Source organism: Pseudomonas sp. 06C 126, assembly GCF_001855215.1.
In the GTDB taxonomy this organism is placed as follows: Bacteria; Pseudomonadota; Gammaproteobacteria; order Pseudomonadales; family Pseudomonadaceae; genus Aquipseudomonas; species Aquipseudomonas proteolytica.
On sequence record NZ_MIFU01000002.1, the window covers coordinates 128450 to 147545 of the forward strand.

Sequence of the window (19096 nt, forward strand, 5' to 3'; positions counted from 1 at the left end):
CGTTTTTTTTGGCCTGCCGTTCGATAACAAGACGAACGATGTAGGGGTTTACTTAAACGATCAACCGCACCTAAAGCCCAAGCATAAAAATTGAACCCTTCCCCGGCGCCCTGCCACCTAGCTAAACCAAACTTCTCCAACAAACTAGACATTTAATAAAACATCCCCACAGACAAATACCTATGTCTAAGACACGGACATATAGGCAACTTCATTCGAATTCTCACAGGGAGGATGGGAGCGCGAATAAAACGAGACGTTCATGAATATAAATCCTGCGCCCGCTCTACCGAACTCGACAACAACCCATTCATTATCCGCCGTCAATCCATTGCCCGCAGATACTACCGCCCCCGCACATCGGCGGCAGACTCGTGCAACCACCGCAACATCCTCTCCACAGAATGCTGCGCAAGGAGGGGACAGTGGCTCGCCGCAAACTACAAACCCTGAAATAGCAATCCAAAAAAGAGTTATCTACGGTTCAGACACCGTGCCTGCACCCTCGGCTGGCTACACCCTGCAAGAGCGCAAGCAGCGCATTGATGACTACGCTTTTCGCGTAACGATGCTGATTGAAGAAATACCCAGTATCAACCAGGGTGAAATGGCCGTCAGGTTCCAGAACGCCCGCCTGTTCATGGAGCCGGCAGGCTACTTCAGCGGTGGTTTATTGGCCGCAGGCTATGACCCCCATGAAAAAATCACGGTGACGTTCACGTCCTACACGGGGGTGGGGAAACCAGAAAATCTGAGCAGTACCTCAAAGCGTACTTACTTTGCCTGGGAAATTGCTGCAGGTGCTTTAGAGCACGACAAAGTACAACGGGGCGGCCCGCTCAACTTCAACTTTATGGAGATAGATCCAAAAGATCAAACTAAGGTTGATGACCTGGAGTCGTTGGGCAAAAACCTTCAAAACCACTGGAAACATGAAATATCCAAACCCATGCGAGACCCTTCTGGCCAACTCGCAACCCTCTCGGGACAAGCGGACGCCTACGCAGTACGGGGAACCTTGCAAACCCTGCGCAGTGATACGCAGAGTTTTAAAAAATTGAGCCCTGAAGGGCTGGAAGCCGTCGCGCGGACACTGGATAAGAATGGGCAAGTCATCATTCCAAATATCTACGGCTACCCCTTGTCAGGCTATGCATTTATTCCGTACACGCCCTATGACGGAGATTATAAAAACAGGCCCAACCAAGGATTGATGTTAGATCTGAAGAATGGCACCGTCCGTGAAATACGTGGGGATGCCGACTTTGCAACCTGGGCCAAAGACAACCGGGACAACTTGCTGAGAAACTTCAACACCCGAGATATACAAGGCGGCAAGGATTCACACTGGCCCAGCGCGGGTTATGTGCTTGAAACGTTGATCTCCGGCGCCAACGCTCACTTCCCCGGCTATCACAACCTGGTTTCAGATGAGGAAATACCGGCGTCACAACTGTTCAATTACACCCGAGCCCGAGGCAGCGAGTATCAGTTGAAGTTCGGCAATCTTTACAACGGTGTGGCCGACCAGTACCAAGCGGTGAATGCCAAGAATGCATTATGGTCCGACCAAACCCAGGTGTTTGGTTCCTCACAGCAGGATTGGAAGTCGGCGAAAGACTTCTGGGGCAATACATTCGGCTACGTGCCCTTGATTGGCAACACAGGCAATATCGTCTTCGGCGTCCATGACAGTCTCTACGGCATGACGGCGCAGGACCGTGTGGGCGGCAATGCAGCGGCGGTAATATCAGGCCTGCAACTGGCCCACGAACTTGCGCCAGGTGCCGTCGAGTCCGAGCTAGGTGAACCCGCCAAAGTCCCTGGCGTCCCAAGAGCCGAAGATTACCAATGGAGGCAGAACTCACAGACAAACGACTTTGAGTTCGTGCACGCCCCCAAGCCCGCAAAGAATACCGATGAAGTCACCGTGCCAAGCCAGGCCCAGCCTGCCAACCCCTTGCGCCCAAGCCAGGCCGGGCATATCAGCCAGCATGCAGTGCCAAATGGCGAACAGTTGATTGGAAATGTGAAGCCCAACGCCAAGGGGATTTATCAGGTCAAGGATGCAACCACCAACGCAGATCGCTAGTTGATCCGCTACACCGACGCCACCGGCATCAGCAACGTGTATGAGATCCGAGGGGATTTCAAACTGAGCAACGGCTATGTGCAGATCATTGACCAGCAAACCAGGCGCCCTGTGATGACTGTCCACTCTTCGGGCAATGGCGAGTGGGTCTCAGCCAATGGAAAAGGCGGCATCAAGTGGTTCTGGGAGCGCAGCGGCTCACCACCCCCCAGCGATGACATGAAGCTCCCAGCGTCTTTTGCCAATCATTTCGTCGACCTCGAAGGCAAACCAATCACAGGCGCCACCAAGATCGACGAATTCTTGAAAATCAACGCCGGGTCCAGCTACGAGTTCGCCAGCAGCAATTTCGAGGATAAAGGCGTCATCAAAACTAACTTCAGGGTTTCCTGGAACATCGACGAGACTGGCTTTTCCGTTGCGCCCGGAGAAAAGGCACAGCCCACGGAACACAGTTCGAGCCAGTACTCACCCAACTTTGTCTTGGATATAAACCGTAACCCTTACACCGTCACCACCAAAGAAAAAGGGCTATCCGTCACCCATCGACTGGACGCCACAGCGAACTCGGCCGAGGGCATCAGGCAAGCGAGGCTGGCGCAGTTCGAGCGCACAATTCCAGACCGCGACCTGCGTGCGCGTATTTCCGAAGTCGCCCATCAAGGCTCAATAGCCCCCGCCACCATTGACTTGAACGGTGGCTCGGTACTGCAAGATGGCTACTACTTTGGCGCTGACGATACCCAGTTTCACATCGAGCACGATCCATCGAGCAAAGTGACGAAGGTCCAAATTACATCCAAAGGACACCTGTCCAACCCGGAAAAAGACATCAACCGGGTGCCGGGTGTGGAGGTGACCATCAAGAGAACGTTCACGATACGCGAAGGTAATGAGCTCGACAGCTTGTACACCATCGACAAGGACGCGCCCACCACTATCGAGGTCGTGACGCTCTCGTAGCCAAGGCACGGCTACAACGGCCACTTACCTGATCCCCTGAACGGCGGTAACCTCGGTGACTGCCGTTTTTCGTATGGGCAGCCTTATATACCTGCCATCTCAGGGGTCTCCATGGAAAAAAACGCCTTGAAAACACTGTTCCTCGCTGCGGGGTTGTTGGCATTGACGCCCATTGCCCATGCCGCCAGTACCCTGGTCTACTGCTCCGAAGCCAGCCCCGCCGGTTTCGACCCCAGCCAATACACCAGCGGCACCGACTTTGATGCCTCGGCCGAAACCGTGTTCAACCGCCTGACCCAGTTCAAGCGCGGCGGGACCGAAGTCGAGCCGGGACTGGCGACCCGTTGGGAGGTGTCCGAGGATGGCCTGGCCTATACCTTCCACCTGCGCGACGGGGTCAAGTTCCACACCACCGAGTACTTCACACCGACCCGCGACTTTAATGCCGACGATGTGCTGTTCACCTTCCAACGCCTGTTGGACGCCAACCACCCATTCCGCCAGGCCTACCCGTCCGAATCGCCGTACTTCACCGACATGGGCCTGAACACCACGATCAAAAGCGTGGAAAAGCTCGACGAGCACAGCGTGCGCTTCAACCTTAATAACGTCGACGCCGCGTTCGTGCAGAACCTGGCCATGAGCTTTGCTTCCGTGCAATCGGCCGAGTACGCCGCGCAGTTGCTTGAACAAGGCAAGGCTGCCGATATCAACCAGAAGCCGGTCGGTACCGGGCCATTTGTGTTCAAGCGCTACCAGAAGGACTCGCAGATTCGCTACGTCGCCAATAAACAGTATTGGAAGCCTGAGGATGTGAAGCTTGACAACCTGGTATTCGCCATCACCCCCGACGCCGCGTCGCGCCTGCAAAAGCTCAAGACCGGCGAATGCCAGGTCAGCGGCTATCCGCGCCCCTCGGATATAGAGGTGATGAAGCAGGATCCCAACCTGCGCGTGCTGCAACAGGCAGGCTTCAATCTGGGCTTCCTGGCCTATAACGTGACCCATCCGCCGCTGGATCAACTCAAAGTGCGCCAGGCCCTGGACATGGCCATCGATAAGCCGGCGATTATCCAGGCGGTGTACCAAAGTGCCGGGCAATTGGCGCAAAACGCGCTACCTCCGGCCCAGTGGTCTTATGACCCCAACATCAAGGACGCGCCGCACGATCCGGCCAAAGCCCGGGCGCTACTAAAAGAAGCAGGGGTTGCACCAGGTACCACCATCAACTTGTGGGCGATGACCGTGCAGCGCGCCTCCAATCCCAATGCGCGAATGTCGGCGCAGATGATCCAGCAGGATTGGGCCAAGGTCGGGATCACCGCCAATATCGTCAGCTATGAGTGGGGCGAATACATAAAGCGCGCGAAAAACGGCGAGCACGATGTGATGATTTACGGCTGGACCGGCGACAACGGAGACCCCGATAACTGGCTTGGGGTGCTCTACAGTTGTGCGGCGGTAAAGGGCAGCAACTATGCAAAATGGTGTAACCCGCAGTACGACCAACTGGTGCAGAAGGCCAAGCTCAGCAGCAACCGTGACGAGCGCATCAAGTGGTATCAACAGGCGCAAAAAATACTTAAGGATCAAGTACCTATAACGCCTATTGCGAACTCGACGGTTTTCCAGCCACTGCGCAAGGAAGTCCAGGACTTCAAAATCAGCCCGTTTGGGCTGACGCCGTTCTATGGCGTAAGTCTGAATAAGTAACAATCACGCCCCAACCGAGTGCGCCAGACACCTCGGTTGGGCCGATTTAGCGCACTGCGCGCACCGAAAAAAACCTCGAAAATGCAGATTTGTGTCGAAAATTATATGAATGCGACATTCTTGTACGTTCGTACCACTCTTTGCCGCTTGTTGCCTCTCAACGTCTTGCAATGGGTATGGGGCCTGCATAAGTATCCGCAGGCCGACTCACGAGGTCGCCCTCAATTCCAAAAATGACAACAAATCATGAGGCCAACATGCTTAAACACGCAGTCATTCCGTTTTTAGTCAGCGCCGGTTTAATGGCCGCTGCACCTTTCGCCCAGGCGGCGACTAATCTGGTGTTCTGCTCCGAAGGGAGCCCGGCGGGTTTCGACCCAGGCCAGTACACCACCGGAACAGACTTCGATGCTTCGGCCGAAACCATGTTCAACCGTCTCAGCCAGTTCGAGCGTGGCGGCACCGCCGTGATTCCTGGCCTGGCCACCAAGTGGGACGTTTCCGAAGATGGCCTGACCTACACCTTCCACCTGCGCGAAGGGGTCAAGTTCCATACCACGCCGTACTTCAAGCCGACTCGTGAATTCAACGCCGACGACGTGCTTTTCACCTTCAACCGGATGATCAACAAAGACGATCCGTTCCGTAAGGCCTACCCCACCGAGTTCCCGTACTTCACGGACATGGGGATGGACACCAACATCAAGAACATCGAGAAAATCGACGACCACACCGTCAAGTTCACCCTTGGCACCGTGGACGCCGCGTTTATCCAGAACCTGGCCATGAGCTTCGCCTCGCTGCAGTCGGCCGAATACGCCGCCAAACTGTTGAAGGATGGCAAGCCCCAGGACATCAACCAGAAGCCGGTGGGCACTGGCCCGTTCGTGTTCAAGAGCTACCAGAAAGACTCCAACATCCGCTTCACCGGCAACAAGGATTACTGGAAGCCTGAAGACGTGAAGATCGATAACCTGATCTTCGCCATCACCACCGACCCATCGGTGCGTGTGCAAAAACTCAAGAAGAACGAATGCCAGGTCACCCTCTTCCCACGTCCGGCCGACCTCAAGGCCCTGGGCGAAGACAAGACCCTGAAACTGCCACACCAGGCCGGTTTCAACCTGGGCTACATCGCCTACAACGTGATGCCTGTGCTCAAGGGCCAGACGGCGGCCAACCCACTGGCCGACCTGCGCGTACGCCAGGCCCTGGACATGTCGGTCAACAAGCAGCAGATCATCGACTCGGTTTACCAGGGCGCAGGCCAGCTGGCGGTCAACGCCATGCCGCCGACCCAGTGGTCCTATGACGAGACCATCAAGGACGTCCCGCACGACGTGGCCAAGGCCAAGGAGTTGCTCAAGGAAGCCGGCGTCAAGGAAGGCACCGAAATCACCCTGTGGGCCATGCCGGTCCAGCGTCCGTACAACCCCAACGCCAAGCTGATGGCCGAGATGCTGCAGAACGACTGGAAGCAGATCGGCTTGAAGGTCAACATCGTCAGCTACGAGTGGGGCGAGTACATCAAGCGCTCCAAGGGCGGTGAAAACCAGGCCATGATCATCGGCTGGAGCGGTGACAATGGTGACCCGGACAACTGGCTGAACGTGCTGTTCGGCTGCGACTCCCTGGCGGGCAACAACTTCTCCAAATGGTGTGACAAGAAATTCGACGGCATCGTAAAAGAAGCCAAGGCCACGTCGGATGTCGCCAAGCGCACCGAACTGTACAAACAGGCGCAACACGTCCTCAAAGGTGCAGTCCCCATGACACCTATCGCACACTCGACGGTGTATCAACCCATGCGCAACAACGTGCAGGACTTCAAGATCAGCCCATTTGGCTTGAATTCCTTCTACGGGGTGAGCGTCAGCAAGTAGGACGCCTTGGCGGCGACGTTTCATAACGTCGCCGTTATTGCATCCGCCAAGACCTTAGGAATCGGACTACGTTCGCAGGCGCTGCCGACCTACAGCAGCTGACTGCAAGGGTAAAGTCCGATCCCTACAAGGTCTGTCCGGTTCTGCGCATTTACTGCCTTGCCCGCGTTCCCTAACGTCGAGGTAGGCAAACACGCAGTTCCGATACGGCATTTGCTGTGGATGGGAGCAGTGCTTTCGCCATGCCAGGTAAGGCGTGGTGACTGTTCACTGACGAAAACGATAAACATGGATTGGGGACCGTCATGCGCCATACCACCGTTCTATCTGCAATATTGGGTACCAGCCTGTTGGCCGTCGCTTCGATGGGCCAGGCTGGCGAGAAAAAAAGCCTGGTGTTCTGCTCTGAAGGCAGCCCGGCCGGGTTCGATACCGCGCAATACACCACCGCCACCGACAACGATGTGGCCGAGCCGATCTACAACCGCCTGGTTGAGTTTGAAAAGGGCGAGACCGGTGTCGTACCAGGCTTGGCGACCAAGTGGGATATTTCGCCCGATGGCCTGACCTACACCTTCCATCTGCGCGAAGGGGTGAAGTTCCACAGCAACAAGGAATTCAAGCCGACACGGGATTTCAATGCCGATGACGTGCTGTTCACCTTCAACCGCATGCTTGATCCCAACCATCCGTTCCGTAAGGCCTACCCCACGGAGTTTCCGTACTTCAACGGCATGAGCCTGAACAAGAACATCGCCAAGGTCGAGAAAACCGACCCGCACACCGTGGTGATGACCCTCAATACGGTCGACGCGGCGTTTGTCCAGAACATCGCCATGAGCTTCGCGGCGATCCTCTCCGCTGAATACGCCGAGCAACTGCTCAAGGCCGGCAAACCCAGCGATATCAACCAGAAGCCGATCGGCACCGGGCCGTTCGTGTTCCAGCGGTACCAGAAGGATTCGCAGATCCGTTACGCCGGCAATAAACAGTATTGGGACCCGAGCAAGGTCAAGCTCGACCAACTGATTTTCGCCATCAACACCGACGCGTCGGTGCGGGTACAGAAGCTCAAGGCCAATGAATGCCAGGTCACCCTGCATCCACGCCCCGCCGATGTCGACGCGCTCAAGGCCGACCCGAACCTGCAACTGCTGACCAAGCCGGGCTTCAACCTCGGCTACATCGCCTACAACGTGCGGCACAAACCCTTCGACCAGCTCGAAGTGCGCCAGGCGCTGGACATGGCGGTGAACAAGCAGAGCATCCTCAACGCCGTGTACCAGGGCGCGGGGCAACTGGCAGTCAATGCCATGCCGCCGACCCAATGGTCCTACGACGACAGCATCAAGGACGCCGCCTACAACCCGGAAAAAGCCAAGGAACTGCTCAAGGCTGCGGGCGTCAAGGAAGGCACCGAGATCACCCTGTGGGCCATGCCGGTACAGCGCCCGTACAACCCCAACGCCAAGCTGATGGCCGAGATGCTGCAAAACGACTGGGCCAAGATCGGCCTCAAGGTCAAGATCGTCAGCTATGAGTGGGGCGAGTACATCAAGCGCATCAAGAACGGCGAACACGATATCAGCCTGATTGGCTGGACCGGCGACAACGGTGACCCGGACAACTGGCTGGGCACCCTCTACAGCTGCGACGCCATCGGCGGGAACAACTACTCGATGTGGTGTGACCCGGCGTACGACAAGCTGATCAAGCAAGCCAAGGTCGTCACCGACCGAGAACAACGGACTGTTCTGTACAAACAGGCGCAGCAGCTGCTCAAACAGCAGGTGCCGATCACGCCTGTCGCCCACTCGACGGTCAACCAGCCGTTAAGCACCAAAGTCGAAGGTTTCAAAGTGAGCCCCTTCGGCCGCAACGTGTTCTCGGGCGTCAGTATTACCCCATAAGAAAATAACCGGATGCGCAGAGCGAAGTTGGCTCTGCTGCAAACGTGCAGCTGTAATTCGCGAAATTTCCTACAGCAAACGTTTGCCCTAGCTTGAAGAGTTACACACCCAATAGCCGGCTCACTTAATAAGGCCGGCATAAAAAAAGAGAACCAAAGGAGCTCCACCCATGAAATTGAGCAGCAAAGTGCTACTGGCCATGGCCATCAGCAGCATCACCGCCACCGCTTACGCCGAACCTGCAAGCCAGGAGTTCGTGCCAACCACACTGGCCGGCGCCAGCGCCCAAAGCGAAGCCAAAGGCTTTATCGAAGACTTCAGCCTGGGCGGTCAGACGCGTAACTGGTACTCCCACGAGAGCCTGTACCGCGGCGGCAGCTTCAATTACACCAAGCATGGTAGAACCCTGACCGACCGCAACCGTACCAACTGGGTACAGGGCACTATCCTCAACGCCAGCTCGGGCTTCACCGAAGGTACCGTGGGCGTCAAGGCTGAAGTTGCGCTCTACAACATCGTGGCCCTTGATCGCAGCCGACGTGACGTCAAGGGCGGCTCCAACCGCACCCTGGCTCACTCCAACGGTGATCCCGTAGACCAGTGGAGCAAGCTGGGCCTGGCTAACGTGCAGTTCCGCGTTTCGAACAGTACGCTGACCGCCGGTCGCCAGAACTTCAGCACGCCGATTGTCGATACCATCGGCAACCGCGCACTGCCATCAAGCTTTCAAGGTGTGAGTTTCAACAGCGAAGAATTCAGCAACCTGTCGTTCCAGGGCGGCGTGTTTGACCGCGTTTCCCCACGTTCCGAACAGAGCCTGTCGAAGTTCCGCAGCGAGTACAGCCAACAAGGTGCACGCAGCGCGACAACCGACAAGGTCTACACCCTGGGCGCCAACTACCAGCCGCTCAAAAGCCTGAAAACCAGCTTCTTCGGCGCCAACGTCAAGGACTTCTGGAACCAGTACTACTTTGGCGCGACCCACGAGTTGGGTGACAGCCAGCAACTGGCCCTGACCACTGGCTTCAACTACTACAAAACCGTCGACGAAGGCAAAAAGCTGATGGGGGAAATCGACAACGATACCTTCTCCCTGTCCCTCGGCCTGGCGCATCAGGCCCACAGCCTGACCTTCTCCTACCAGCAAGTGAACGGTAACGAGTACTTCGACTACCTGCACGAAACCAACGGCATCTACCTGGCCAACTCCCTGACGTCGGACTTCAACGGCCCGAACGAGAAGTCCTTCCAGGTTGCCTACGCTATCAACATGGCTGAATACGGCGTGCCGGGCCTGAAGTTCAACGTCTACTCCGCACGCGGCTGGGGCATCGACGGTACTCACTACACGGGTAACAGCAACGGCGCTTACGCCTACACCGGCATCGAAAAGCAAGACGGCGAAAAACACCAGGAATACGGTGTTGGCGCAGCCTACGCGGTCCAGAGCGGCCCGCTCAAAGCCACGGCGATTCGTGCAACCTACGTTGAGCATCGCGGTAGCGAGAACCAGTTCGACGGCAGCGTCAAAGAATTCCGTGTGGTCACCACCATTCCGTTCAACATCCTTTAATTAGCGCCAGGTAAGCGGCGGGCTCAGGACGAGCCCGCCGTCTACATTTGTGTGGTTGAATCGATTGCAGAGGGCTCTTCGATGAAAATGCTCCCGTTACAAGCTGCCATGACCGCTGCACTGTTGAGTGTCGCGTTGGGCATTTCGGCCAAGCCGCTGGTGGTCTGCACCGAAGCCAGTCCGGAAGGCTTCGACCCGGTCGTGTACGTCACGGCTGTCACCGCCGACGCCGCCGCCGAAACCATGTTCAACCGCCTGGTGGACTTCAAGCCCGGCACCACTGAAATCGTGCCCGCACTCGCCAAATCGTGGGACATCAGTGAGGACGGCCTGACCTATACCTTCCACCTGCGTGATGACGTCAAGTTCCACACCACCGATTACTTCAAGCCTACGCGCAACCTGAATGCCGACGACGTGCTCTGGAGCTTCCAGCGTCAACTGGACCCGAAACACCCGTGGCACGACAAGTCAACCACCGGCTTCCCCTATTTCGAAAGCATGGGTTTCAAGGAACTGCTCAAAAGCGTCGAGAAGACCGATGACCACACCGTGGTCTTCACCCTGACCCGCCCCGAAGCGCCGTTCCTGGCCGATGTCGCAATGCCGTTCACCGCCATCCATTCCGCCGAATACGCCGACAAGCTGCTGGCCGCCAACAAGACCGGCGAGCTCAACAGCAAGCCGATCGGCACTGGCCCGTTCATTTTCACCCGCTACCAGAAAGACGCCCAGGTGCGCTTCAAGGCCAACCCGGAGTACTTCCGTGGCAAGCCGCCCGCCGATCCGCTGATCCTGGCCATCGCGGTAGATAACAACGTGCGCCTGCAAAAGCTCAAGGCCAATGAGTGCCAGATCGCCCTGTATCCAAAACCCGATGACCTGCCGAGCATCAAGGCCGATCCAAACCTCAAGGTCACGGAGCTGGCGGCAATGACCACCGCCTACACCGCGATGAACACCACCCGCAAGTACATGAGCGACGCGCGGGTGCGCCACGCGATCAACATCGCGTTCGACAAACAGGGCTATAACCAATCCCTGTACGGCAAAGGCAATGCCATCGACGCCACCGGCCCGTACCCGCCGACCCTGCTAGGCTTCAACGACAAATTGCAGAACCCGGCCCGCGACCTGGACAAGGCCCGCGCCCTGCTCAAGGAAGCCGGCGTGCCGGAAGGCACCGAGTTCACCCTGTTCACCCGCAACGGCGGCGGCCCGACCAACCCCAACCCGATGCTTGGCGCCCAGCGCATGCAGGCGGATCTGGCGCAGATTGGCCTGAAGGTCAATATCAAGGTCATGGAGTGGGGCGAAATGCTCAAGCGCGCCAAGGCTGGCGAGCACGACATGGTCTCTGCCGGCTGGGCCGGGGATAACGGCGATCCAGACAACTTCCTCACGCCGAACCTGAGTTGCGATGCCGCCAAAAACGGCGAAAACTACGCCCGCTGGTGTAACGAAGAGTTTCAGGGCTTGATCGACAAGGCCCGCGCCGTGGCTGAACCCGCCGAGCGCGCCGCACTCTATGAACAAGCGTTGGACGTTTTCGACAAGGACCAACCATGGATCCCCATGGCCTACCCGAAAATGTTCACCGCCATGCGTAAAAACGTCGAGGGATATACCCAAAGCCCCCTGACCAACAATAACTTCGCCACCACCCAGGTGAAGTAATAAGAGACGCCCGGCACCGTCGACGTTGACGGTGCCGGACCTGCCTAACCGGCTGATTGAGGTAGATACCACGATGTTTAGTTTTATTGCCCGCCGATTGGGGTTGTTGATCCCAACGTTCTTCGGCATCACGTTGCTGACTTTTGCGTTGATTCGCATGATCCCTGGCGACCCCGTAGAAGTCATGATGGGCGAAAGGCGGGTCGACCCCGAGATGCACGCCCAGGCAATGGAACGCCTTGGCTTGAACAAACCCTTGTATGCGCAATACCTGGACTACGTCGGCAAGCTCGCCCAGGGCGACCTCGGCGAATCCCTGCGTACCCGCACCAGCGTCTGGACCGAGTTCAGCGCCCTGTTCCCCGCGACCCTGGAACTGTCCATGGCCGCCCTGTTGTTCGCCGGTATCCTCGGGCTCTTGGCCGGGGTGATCGCGGCCTTGAAGCGAGGATCCCTGTTCGACCACGGGGTGATGGGCATCTCCCTGGCGGGATATTCGATGCCGATCTTCTGGTGGGGCCTGATCCTGATCATGTTCTTCTCGGTGAGCCTGGGCTGGACCCCGGTTTCCGGGCGTATCGACCTGCTCTACGACATCGAGCCGCGCACCGGCTTCATGCTGATCGACACCCTGCTGGCCGACGAGCCGGACGCGTTCTGGGATGCCCTGCACCACCTGATCCTGCCAGCCATCGTGCTCGGCACCATCCCGCTGGCGGTGATTGCGCGGATGACCCGCTCCTCGATGCTGGAAGTCCTGCGCGAAGACTACATCCGCACCGCCAAGGCCAAAGGCCTGTCGCCGGCACGCGTGGTGTTCGTACACGGCCTGCGCAATGCGCTGATTCCGGTGCTGACCGTGGTCGGCCTGCAAGTCGGCACACTGCTGGCCGGTGCCGTCCTGACCGAAACCATCTTCTCGTGGCCCGGCATCGGCAAATGGCTGATCGAAGCCATTGGCGCACGGGACTACCCGGTGGTGCAAAACGGCATCCTGCTGATCGCCTGCCTGGTGATCCTGGTGAACTTCGTGGTGGATATCCTCTACGGCTTCGCCAACCCACGCATCCGTCACCAGCGCTGAGATCATGACCATGACCACACCTACTCAAGTGTCAGCAGTCGATCAAAGCCTGCTGTACCCGTCGCCGTACAAAGAATTCTGGCAAGCCTTCTCCAAGAACAAGGGCGCGGTTGCCGGCCTGCTGTTCATGTTGCTGATCGTGTTCTGTGCGATCTTTGCCCCGTGGGTTGCCCCCCATAACCCCAGCGAGCAATACCGTGACTTCCTGCTGACCCCGCCGTCGTGGCTTGAAGGCGGGCAGATACAGTTCCTGCTGGGCACCGACGAACTGGGCCGTGACTTGCTGTCGCGCCTGATCCAGGGCTCGCGCCTGTCGTTGCTGATCGGCTTGTCATCGGTGGTGATGTCGCTGATTCCGGGGATCCTGCTGGGCCTGTTCGCCGGGTTCTTCCCGCGCCTGCTCGGCCCGACCATCATGCGATTGATGGACATCATGCTGGCCCTGCCATCGCTGCTGCTGGCCGTGGCGATTGTCGCCATCCTCGGCCCTGGCCTGATCAACACCGTGATCGCGATTGCCATTGTGTCGCTGCCATCCTATGTGCGCCTGACCCGCGCCGCCGTGATGGGCGAGCTCAACCGTGACTACGTGACGGCCGCGCGCCTGGCCGGTGCCGGCCTGCCGCGCCTGATGTTCGTCACGGTGCTGCCCAACTGCATGGCCCCCCTGATCGTGCAGGCCACCTTGAGCTTCTCCTCGGCGATTCTCGATGCCGCGGCCCTGGGCTTCCTCGGCCTTGGTGTCCAACCGCCAACCCCCGAGTGGGGCACCATGCTGGCTTCGGCCCGTGACTACATCGAACGCGCCTGGTGGGTCGTGAGCCTGCCTGGCTTGACCATTTTGCTCAGCGTGCTGGCAATCAACCTGATGGGCGACGGACTGCGCGATGCGCTAGACCCGAAACTCAAGAATGCCGCGTGAGGAGATTCCCATGTCACTGCTAGAAATCAAGAATCTCAATGTGCGCTTCGGCGACAAGACTGCCGTGCCAGTGGTCGACGGGCTTGATCTGTCCGTGGACAAAGGCGAAGTACTGGCCATCGTTGGCGAGTCGGGCTCGGGTAAATCCGTGACCATGATGGCGCTGATGGGCCTGATCGAGCACCCCGGCATCGTCAGCGCCGACTCTCTGACCTTCGACGGCAAGGACATGCTCAAGCTGAGCAACCGTCAGCGCCGCCAGATCGTCGGTAAAGACCTGGCGATGGTGTTCCAGGACCCGATGACCGCGCTGAACCCCAGCTATACCGTGGGTTTTCAGATTGAAGAAGTGCTGCGCCTGCACCTGAAAATGTCCGGCAAGCAAGCGCGCAAGCGTGCCATCGAGTTGCTGGAAAAAGTCGAAATCCCCGGCGCTGCCAGCCGCATGGACGCCTACCCGCACCAGTTGTCGGGCGGTATGAGCCAGCGTGTGGCGATTGCCATGGCCATTGCCGGCGAGCCCAAACTGCTGATCGCAGATGAACCGACCACGGCGCTGGACGTAACCATCCAGGCACAGATCATGGAGCTGCTGCTGGCCCTGCAGAAAGAACAGAACATGGGCCTGGTACTGATCACCCACGACCTCGCGGTAGTAGCAGAAACCGCCCAGCGCGTGTGCGTGATGTATGCCGGCCAAGCGGTGGAAGTCGGCCAGGTGCCGGGGTTGTTCGACGTACCGGCGCACCCGTACAGCGAAGCATTGCTGGCGGCGATCCCGGAACACAGCATGGGCGCCGAGCGCCTGGCAACGTTGCCGGGTATCGTCCCTGGTCGCTATGACCGCCCACAAGGTTGCCTGTTGTCGCCACGCTGCCCGTACGTGCAAGACAGCTGCCGCCAGACCCGTCCGACCCTGGACCCGCAAGCCCACAGCCTTGTGCGCTGCTTCTACCCCTTGAACCAGGAGGTGGCGTAATGGCCGTCGTTCTTACCGCCCGCGACCTGACCCGTCACTACGAAGTGTCCCGCGGCCTGTTCAAGGGCCACGCCACCGTGCGCGCCCTCAATGGCGTGTCGTTTGAGCTGGAGGCCGGCAAGACCCTGGCGGTTGTGGGTGAGTCGGGTTGCGGCAAATCCACCCTGGCCCGGGCATTGACGCTGATTGAAGAGCCATCGTCCGGATCCTTGAAAATCGCCGGCCAGGAAGTCGCCGGCGCCGACAAGGCCCAGCGCAAACAACTGCGCAAAGACGTGCAGATGGTGTTCCAGAGCCCTTACGCGTCGTTGAATCCACGGCAGAAAGTCGGTGACCAACTGGGCGAGCCGCTGCTGATCAACACCAACCTGTCCGCCGCCGAGCGCCGGGAAAAAGTCCAGGCGATGATGAAGCAAGTGGGCTTGCGCCCTGAGCATTATCAGCGCTACCCGCATATGTTCTCCGGTGGTCAGCGCCAGCGGATCGCCCTGGCCCGGGCGATGATGTTGCAGCCCAAGGTGTTGGTGGCGGATGAGCCGACCTCGGCGCTGGACGTGTCGATCCAGGCCCAGGTGCTCAACCTGTTCATGGATCTGCAGCAGCAGTACAACACCGCCTATGTGTTCATCTCCCACAACCTGGCGGTGGTGCAACACGTGGCAGATGACGTGATGGTGATGTACCTCGGCCGCCCGGTGGAAGTGGGTCCCAAGGAAGACATCTACGCACGCCCCCTGCACCCGTACACCCAGGCGCTGTTGTCGGCCACCCCGACCATCCATCCGGACCCGAACAAGCCGAAGATCAAGATCGTCGGCGAACTGCCCAACCCGCTGAACCCGCCACCTGGCTGCGCCTTCCACAAGCGCTGCCCGTACGCGACCGAGCGCTGCAGCAGTGAAGAGCCGCTGCTGCGTGAACTGGACAACCGCCAGGTGGCTTGCCATCACGCGGAGCAGTTCGTGGCCTAAACCCCTGTGGGGACGGGCTTGTGTGGGAGCGGGCTTGCCCGCGAAGGCGGCGTTTCAGCCACTGAATGAGGTGCTGACCCACCGTCTTCGCGGGCAAGCCCGCTCCCACAGGAAATCGCGGTAATACCGAGTTGTACAGCCTCTCCCGCCAGATTGCGCATCAATCTGGCAGGAGGGGCTTTTTTGTTTTTGGGGGCCGCATCGGGGCTTGGGCAAAGTGTAAAAGTTGTAAATGACATTTACTTGTATTTGATAATGAATAGCATTCCGGCGCATAGAGCGCGCCGAATCCTGCTGGAAGGCAATTCTGGTGCGTCTCGCTCAGTTGCCACCTTCCTTAAAGGATTTTGCGGACATGTCACCTCGATTCAGGCTCAGCCATTTCTCCCTGGCGTTTATCGCCGCCCTTTCTTCCCCCGCACTGCTCGCGGACACCCAGGAAAGAGAACACGGCAAAGTGCCGGTGCAAGCGAGTGACCTGCCAGTCGATGGCACCTCCCAAGCGTTGGAACTGAGCGAAACACGAATTCTGGGCACCGCCGCCGAAGAGCTCAAACAAGCTCCCGGCGTGTCGATCATCACCGCCGAAGACATCAAGAAGCGCCCACCGACCAACGATCTGTCGGACATCATCCGCCGTGAGCCAGGTGTCAACCTGACCGGCAACAGCTCCAGCGGCAGCCGCGGCAACAATCGCCAGATCGACCTGCGCGGCATGGGCCCGGAAAACACCCTGATCCTGATCGATGGCAAGCCATCGACCTCGCGTAACGCCGTGCGCTACGGCTGGAGCGGCGATCGCGACACCCGTGGCGAAACCAACTGGGTGCCGGCCGAGGAAGTCGAACGCATCGAAATCCTGCGTGGCCCGGCTGCCGCGCGCTATGGCTCCGGCGCCATGGGCGGGGTGGTCAACATCATCACCAAGCGCCCGACCGACCAGTTGCACGGCTCGCTGACCACCTATGTGTCGCTGCCGGAAGACGACGCCGAAGGCATGAGCAAACGCACCAACTTCAACCTCAGCGGCCCGTTGAGCGATACCTTGGCGTTCCGGGTCTACGGCGGCCTGAACAAGACCGATGCCGACGACTCCAACATCAACCAGGCCGAGCAGGCCACCGCCGATTCGTTGGTAGCGGGCCGCGAAGGCGTGCGCAACAAGGACGTCAACGGCCTGCTCAGCTGGCAATTCACCCCCGAACAAACCTTGGACCTGGAAGCCAGCTACAGCCGCCAGGGCAATATCTTCGCCGGCGACACCATGCTCAACGGCGGCGGCACCTTCGTTAACAGCCTGGTCGGCAAGGAAACCAGCGTGATCCAGCGCAGCAGCTTCTCCGCCACCCACCGCGGCGAGTTTGATTGGGGTTCGACCATGGCCTCGCTGAGCCACGACCTGACCCGCAACGAGCGCCTCAACGAAGGCCTGGCGGGCTCCGGCGAGGGCGCGCCGTCAGCCACGGCCGGTCGTTTCGAATCGCGGTTGCGCAACACCCGCGCCACCGCCGAGGTCAACCTGCCCCTGAGCTTGGGCACTGAGCAAGTCCTGACCCTGGGCAGCGAATACCTCTATGAGTCGATGAACGACCCAGGCTCGCTGCGCCCCCAGAGCTACGACCCAGGCACCGGCGGCGTGCCCAGCATTCCGGGCGTCAGCCGCAGCAGCACCAAGACCACCGCGTCGAGTTACGCGCTGTTCGCCGAAGACAACATCGAAGTCGGCAGCAAGACCATCATTACCCCCGGCCTGCGCTACGACAACCATGAAGAGTACGGCGGTAACTGGAGCCCGAGCCTCAACGCCTCACACCAGTTGACCGATGAACTGAGCCTCAAGGGTGGTATCGCCCGGGCCTACAAGACCCCGAACTTGTACCAGTCCAACCCCAACTATTTGCTGTACAGCCGGGGCAACGGCTGCAATGCCGGCGAAACCAACTCCGGTGGCTGCTACCTGGTGGGTAACCCGGACCTGAAACCGGAAATCAGCGTCAACAAGGAAATCGGCCTGGCCTTCGACAAAGGCACCTGGCGCACCAGCGCGACCTATTTCCGCAACGACTACAAGAACAAAATCAACGCCAGCAACCAGGCCGCCTTCCGCCTGGACGGTGGTCGGCGCGTGCTGCAATGGGAAAACAGCGGCGCGGCATTGGTCCAGGGCATCGAGGGCAACCTGTTCATGACCCTGCGCGACGACCTGGACTGGAACACCAACCTGACCTACATGATCGACTCCAAGGACAAAGACACCGGCGAGCCGTTGAGCATCATCCCCAAGTACACGGTCAACACCACACTCGACTGGCAGGCAACCGACAAGCTGTCGTTCCAGGTCAGCGGCACCTACTACGGCAAGCAAGAGGCGCCCACCCTCAACTCCCGTAGCGCCAACAATTACGATCGCACCGCCCAGCAGGATGTCGACCCGTACGGCTTGATGGGCTTGAGCAGTGGTTATGAGTTCACCAAGAACCTGAGCGTGCGCGTGGGCATCGAAAACCTGCTGGACAAGCGCCTGTATCGCAAAGGCAACGCGGATGACGCGGGTGCACAGACCTATAACGAGCCGGGGCGTGCTTACTTTGCGTCGGTGACTGCTTCGTTCTGACGATACACCTCAAGACCTCCTACTCCGCCTGGCATGCCGGGCGGAACTTTACTTAGGCTTAATCCAGACTTATCTGTAGTCCCGACATAACAACAGAGTAAGTCCAGAAACAAACCACACCCCAAGAGCATTAAACTCTTATCAAACTCCGAAACTTCCGAAACATGTAACACCACCCCGTTTTAATATTGCCCTGGCTAAAACCCGAGATTAAAGTCTGCCGCTCCGCTTTTCACCCACAGGTAGACTTTATGAAATACCGCGCTATATCCCGTTCACTGGAAAATCTGCTGAGCACAATCTATGAAGATGGTGACGTCAGCTTTGAAGAGTTCAAAAACCTGCAAGCCGAGTCGGACCGCCGCTGGGAATCGGTCACGCAAGAGCTAGGCAAGAACAACACCCTGGTTTCTTTCCAGAGCGCCATGGATGTTGCCATGCACTTGCTGTACTTGAGTGTGACCCATATAAAAAACCAGGAAATCACCGACTTTGGTGAAGCCATCGTCAAAGATGCGATAGTTGCACAAGTTGAAACAATACGCGCAGGCGCAGAACTTTCCCTCAAGCAACTTAAAGTTGGCCCCAACACTTTATAACCCACTTGTAGGAGCGAGCTTGCTCGCGAAAAGCGTCAACGATAACGCGGGCATTCTGGTTCAACGCGATGCCCCTGCGTTCTTCGCGAGCAAGCTTGTTCCTACAAAAGACGGGA

13 protein-coding genes are annotated in these 19096 nt (G+C 58.5%); all 13 read left to right on the forward strand.

Annotation, left to right across the window (positions count from 1 at the left end; all coding sequences use genetic code 11):
* The first annotated feature begins 262 nt into the window (after positions 1 to 262).
* The 13 genes from BHC62_RS28795 to BHC62_RS02435 all read left to right on the forward strand — a co-directional run bounded on the left by BHC62_RS28795 (position 263) and on the right by BHC62_RS02435 (position 18980).
* Positions 263 to 2092, forward strand: coding sequence for a hypothetical protein (locus tag BHC62_RS28795; RefSeq protein WP_371128900.1), 1830 nt, complete (start codon positions 263 to 265; stop codon positions 2090 to 2092).
* On the forward strand, positions 2093 to 3055 hold the full coding sequence (locus BHC62_RS28800) for a hypothetical protein (protein WP_256324225.1): 963 nt from the start codon (positions 2093 to 2095) through the stop codon (positions 3053 to 3055).
* Positions 3056 to 3166: 111 nt separating this feature from the next.
* Complete coding sequence (locus BHC62_RS02385; protein ID WP_070994115.1) at positions 3167 to 4768, forward strand: ABC transporter substrate-binding protein; 1602 nt, start codon at positions 3167 to 3169, stop codon at positions 4766 to 4768.
* 257 nt (positions 4769 to 5025) lie between these two features.
* The gene (locus BHC62_RS02390) at positions 5026 to 6651 is read left to right on the forward strand and encodes an ABC transporter substrate-binding protein (protein WP_070994116.1); all 1626 of its coding nucleotides are present in this window, start codon (positions 5026 to 5028) and stop codon (positions 6649 to 6651) included.
* Between the two features lie 305 nt (positions 6652 to 6956).
* A complete protein-coding gene (locus BHC62_RS02395) occupies positions 6957 to 8561 on the forward strand; it encodes an ABC transporter substrate-binding protein (RefSeq protein ID WP_070994117.1) in 1605 nt (534 codons plus the stop codon).
* Positions 8562 to 8730: 169 nt separating this feature from the next.
* The gene (locus tag BHC62_RS02400; RefSeq protein ID WP_070994118.1) at positions 8731 to 10134 is read left to right on the forward strand and encodes an OprD family porin; all 1404 of its coding nucleotides are present in this window, start codon (positions 8731 to 8733) and stop codon (positions 10132 to 10134) included.
* Between the two features lie 81 nt (positions 10135 to 10215).
* On the forward strand, positions 10216 to 11811 hold the full coding sequence (locus tag BHC62_RS02405) for an ABC transporter substrate-binding protein (RefSeq protein ID WP_070994119.1): 1596 nt from the start codon (positions 10216 to 10218) through the stop codon (positions 11809 to 11811).
* Between the two features lie 73 nt (positions 11812 to 11884).
* Positions 11885 to 12895 (forward strand): ABC transporter permease subunit, encoded by a 1011-nt coding sequence (locus BHC62_RS02410; RefSeq protein ID WP_032860135.1) that lies wholly within the window; start codon positions 11885 to 11887, stop codon positions 12893 to 12895.
* A 10-nt stretch (positions 12896 to 12905) separates the two neighbouring features.
* On the forward strand, positions 12906 to 13817 hold the full coding sequence (locus BHC62_RS02415; protein ID WP_029291943.1) for an ABC transporter permease subunit: 912 nt from the start codon (positions 12906 to 12908) through the stop codon (positions 13815 to 13817).
* Positions 13818 to 13827: 10 nt separating this feature from the next.
* A complete protein-coding gene (locus tag BHC62_RS02420) occupies positions 13828 to 14796 on the forward strand; it encodes an ABC transporter ATP-binding protein (RefSeq protein ID WP_029291945.1) in 969 nt (322 codons plus the stop codon).
* The gene (locus BHC62_RS02425) at positions 14796 to 15767 is read left to right on the forward strand and encodes a peptide ABC transporter ATP-binding protein (RefSeq protein ID WP_029291946.1); all 972 of its coding nucleotides are present in this window, start codon (positions 14796 to 14798) and stop codon (positions 15765 to 15767) included. The genes BHC62_RS02420 and BHC62_RS02425 overlap by 1 nt, the downstream gene beginning before the upstream one ends.
* Positions 15768 to 16122: 355 nt before the next feature.
* Entirely contained in the window at positions 16123 to 18381 is a 2259-nt protein-coding gene (locus tag BHC62_RS02430) for a TonB-dependent siderophore receptor (RefSeq protein WP_070994120.1), read from the forward strand.
* A 251-nt stretch (positions 18382 to 18632) separates the two neighbouring features.
* Positions 18633 to 18980 (forward strand): hypothetical protein, encoded by a 348-nt coding sequence (locus BHC62_RS02435; RefSeq protein WP_029291949.1) that lies wholly within the window; start codon positions 18633 to 18635, stop codon positions 18978 to 18980.
* Positions 18981 to 19096 lie beyond the last annotated feature (116 nt).

Excerpts from the sequence above, each read along its gene's own strand:
- BHC62_RS28795 (WP_371128900.1), top strand. The coding sequence starts at position 263 with ATGAATATAAATCCTGCGCCCGCTCTACCGAACTCGACAACAACCCAT.
- BHC62_RS02385 (WP_070994115.1), top strand. The coding sequence starts at position 3,167 with ATGGAAAAAAACGCCTTGAAAACACTGTTCCTCGCTGCGGGGTTGTTG.
- BHC62_RS02390 (WP_070994116.1), top strand. The coding sequence starts at position 5,026 with ATGCTTAAACACGCAGTCATTCCGTTTTTAGTCAGCGCCGGTTTAATG.
- BHC62_RS02395 (WP_070994117.1), top strand. The coding sequence starts at position 6,957 with ATGCGCCATACCACCGTTCTATCTGCAATATTGGGTACCAGCCTGTTG.
- BHC62_RS02400 (WP_070994118.1), top strand. The coding sequence starts at position 8,731 with ATGAAATTGAGCAGCAAAGTGCTACTGGCCATGGCCATCAGCAGCATC.
- BHC62_RS02405 (WP_070994119.1), top strand. The coding sequence starts at position 10,216 with ATGAAAATGCTCCCGTTACAAGCTGCCATGACCGCTGCACTGTTGAGT.
- BHC62_RS02410 (WP_032860135.1), top strand. The coding sequence starts at position 11,885 with ATGTTTAGTTTTATTGCCCGCCGATTGGGGTTGTTGATCCCAACGTTC.
- BHC62_RS02415 (WP_029291943.1), top strand. The coding sequence starts at position 12,906 with ATGACCACACCTACTCAAGTGTCAGCAGTCGATCAAAGCCTGCTGTAC.
- BHC62_RS02420 (WP_029291945.1), top strand. The coding sequence starts at position 13,828 with ATGTCACTGCTAGAAATCAAGAATCTCAATGTGCGCTTCGGCGACAAG.
- BHC62_RS02425 (WP_029291946.1), top strand. The coding sequence starts at position 14,796 with ATGGCCGTCGTTCTTACCGCCCGCGACCTGACCCGTCACTACGAAGTG.
- BHC62_RS02430 (WP_070994120.1), top strand. The coding sequence starts at position 16,123 with ATGTCACCTCGATTCAGGCTCAGCCATTTCTCCCTGGCGTTTATCGCC.
- BHC62_RS02435 (WP_029291949.1), top strand. The coding sequence starts at position 18,633 with ATGAAATACCGCGCTATATCCCGTTCACTGGAAAATCTGCTGAGCACA.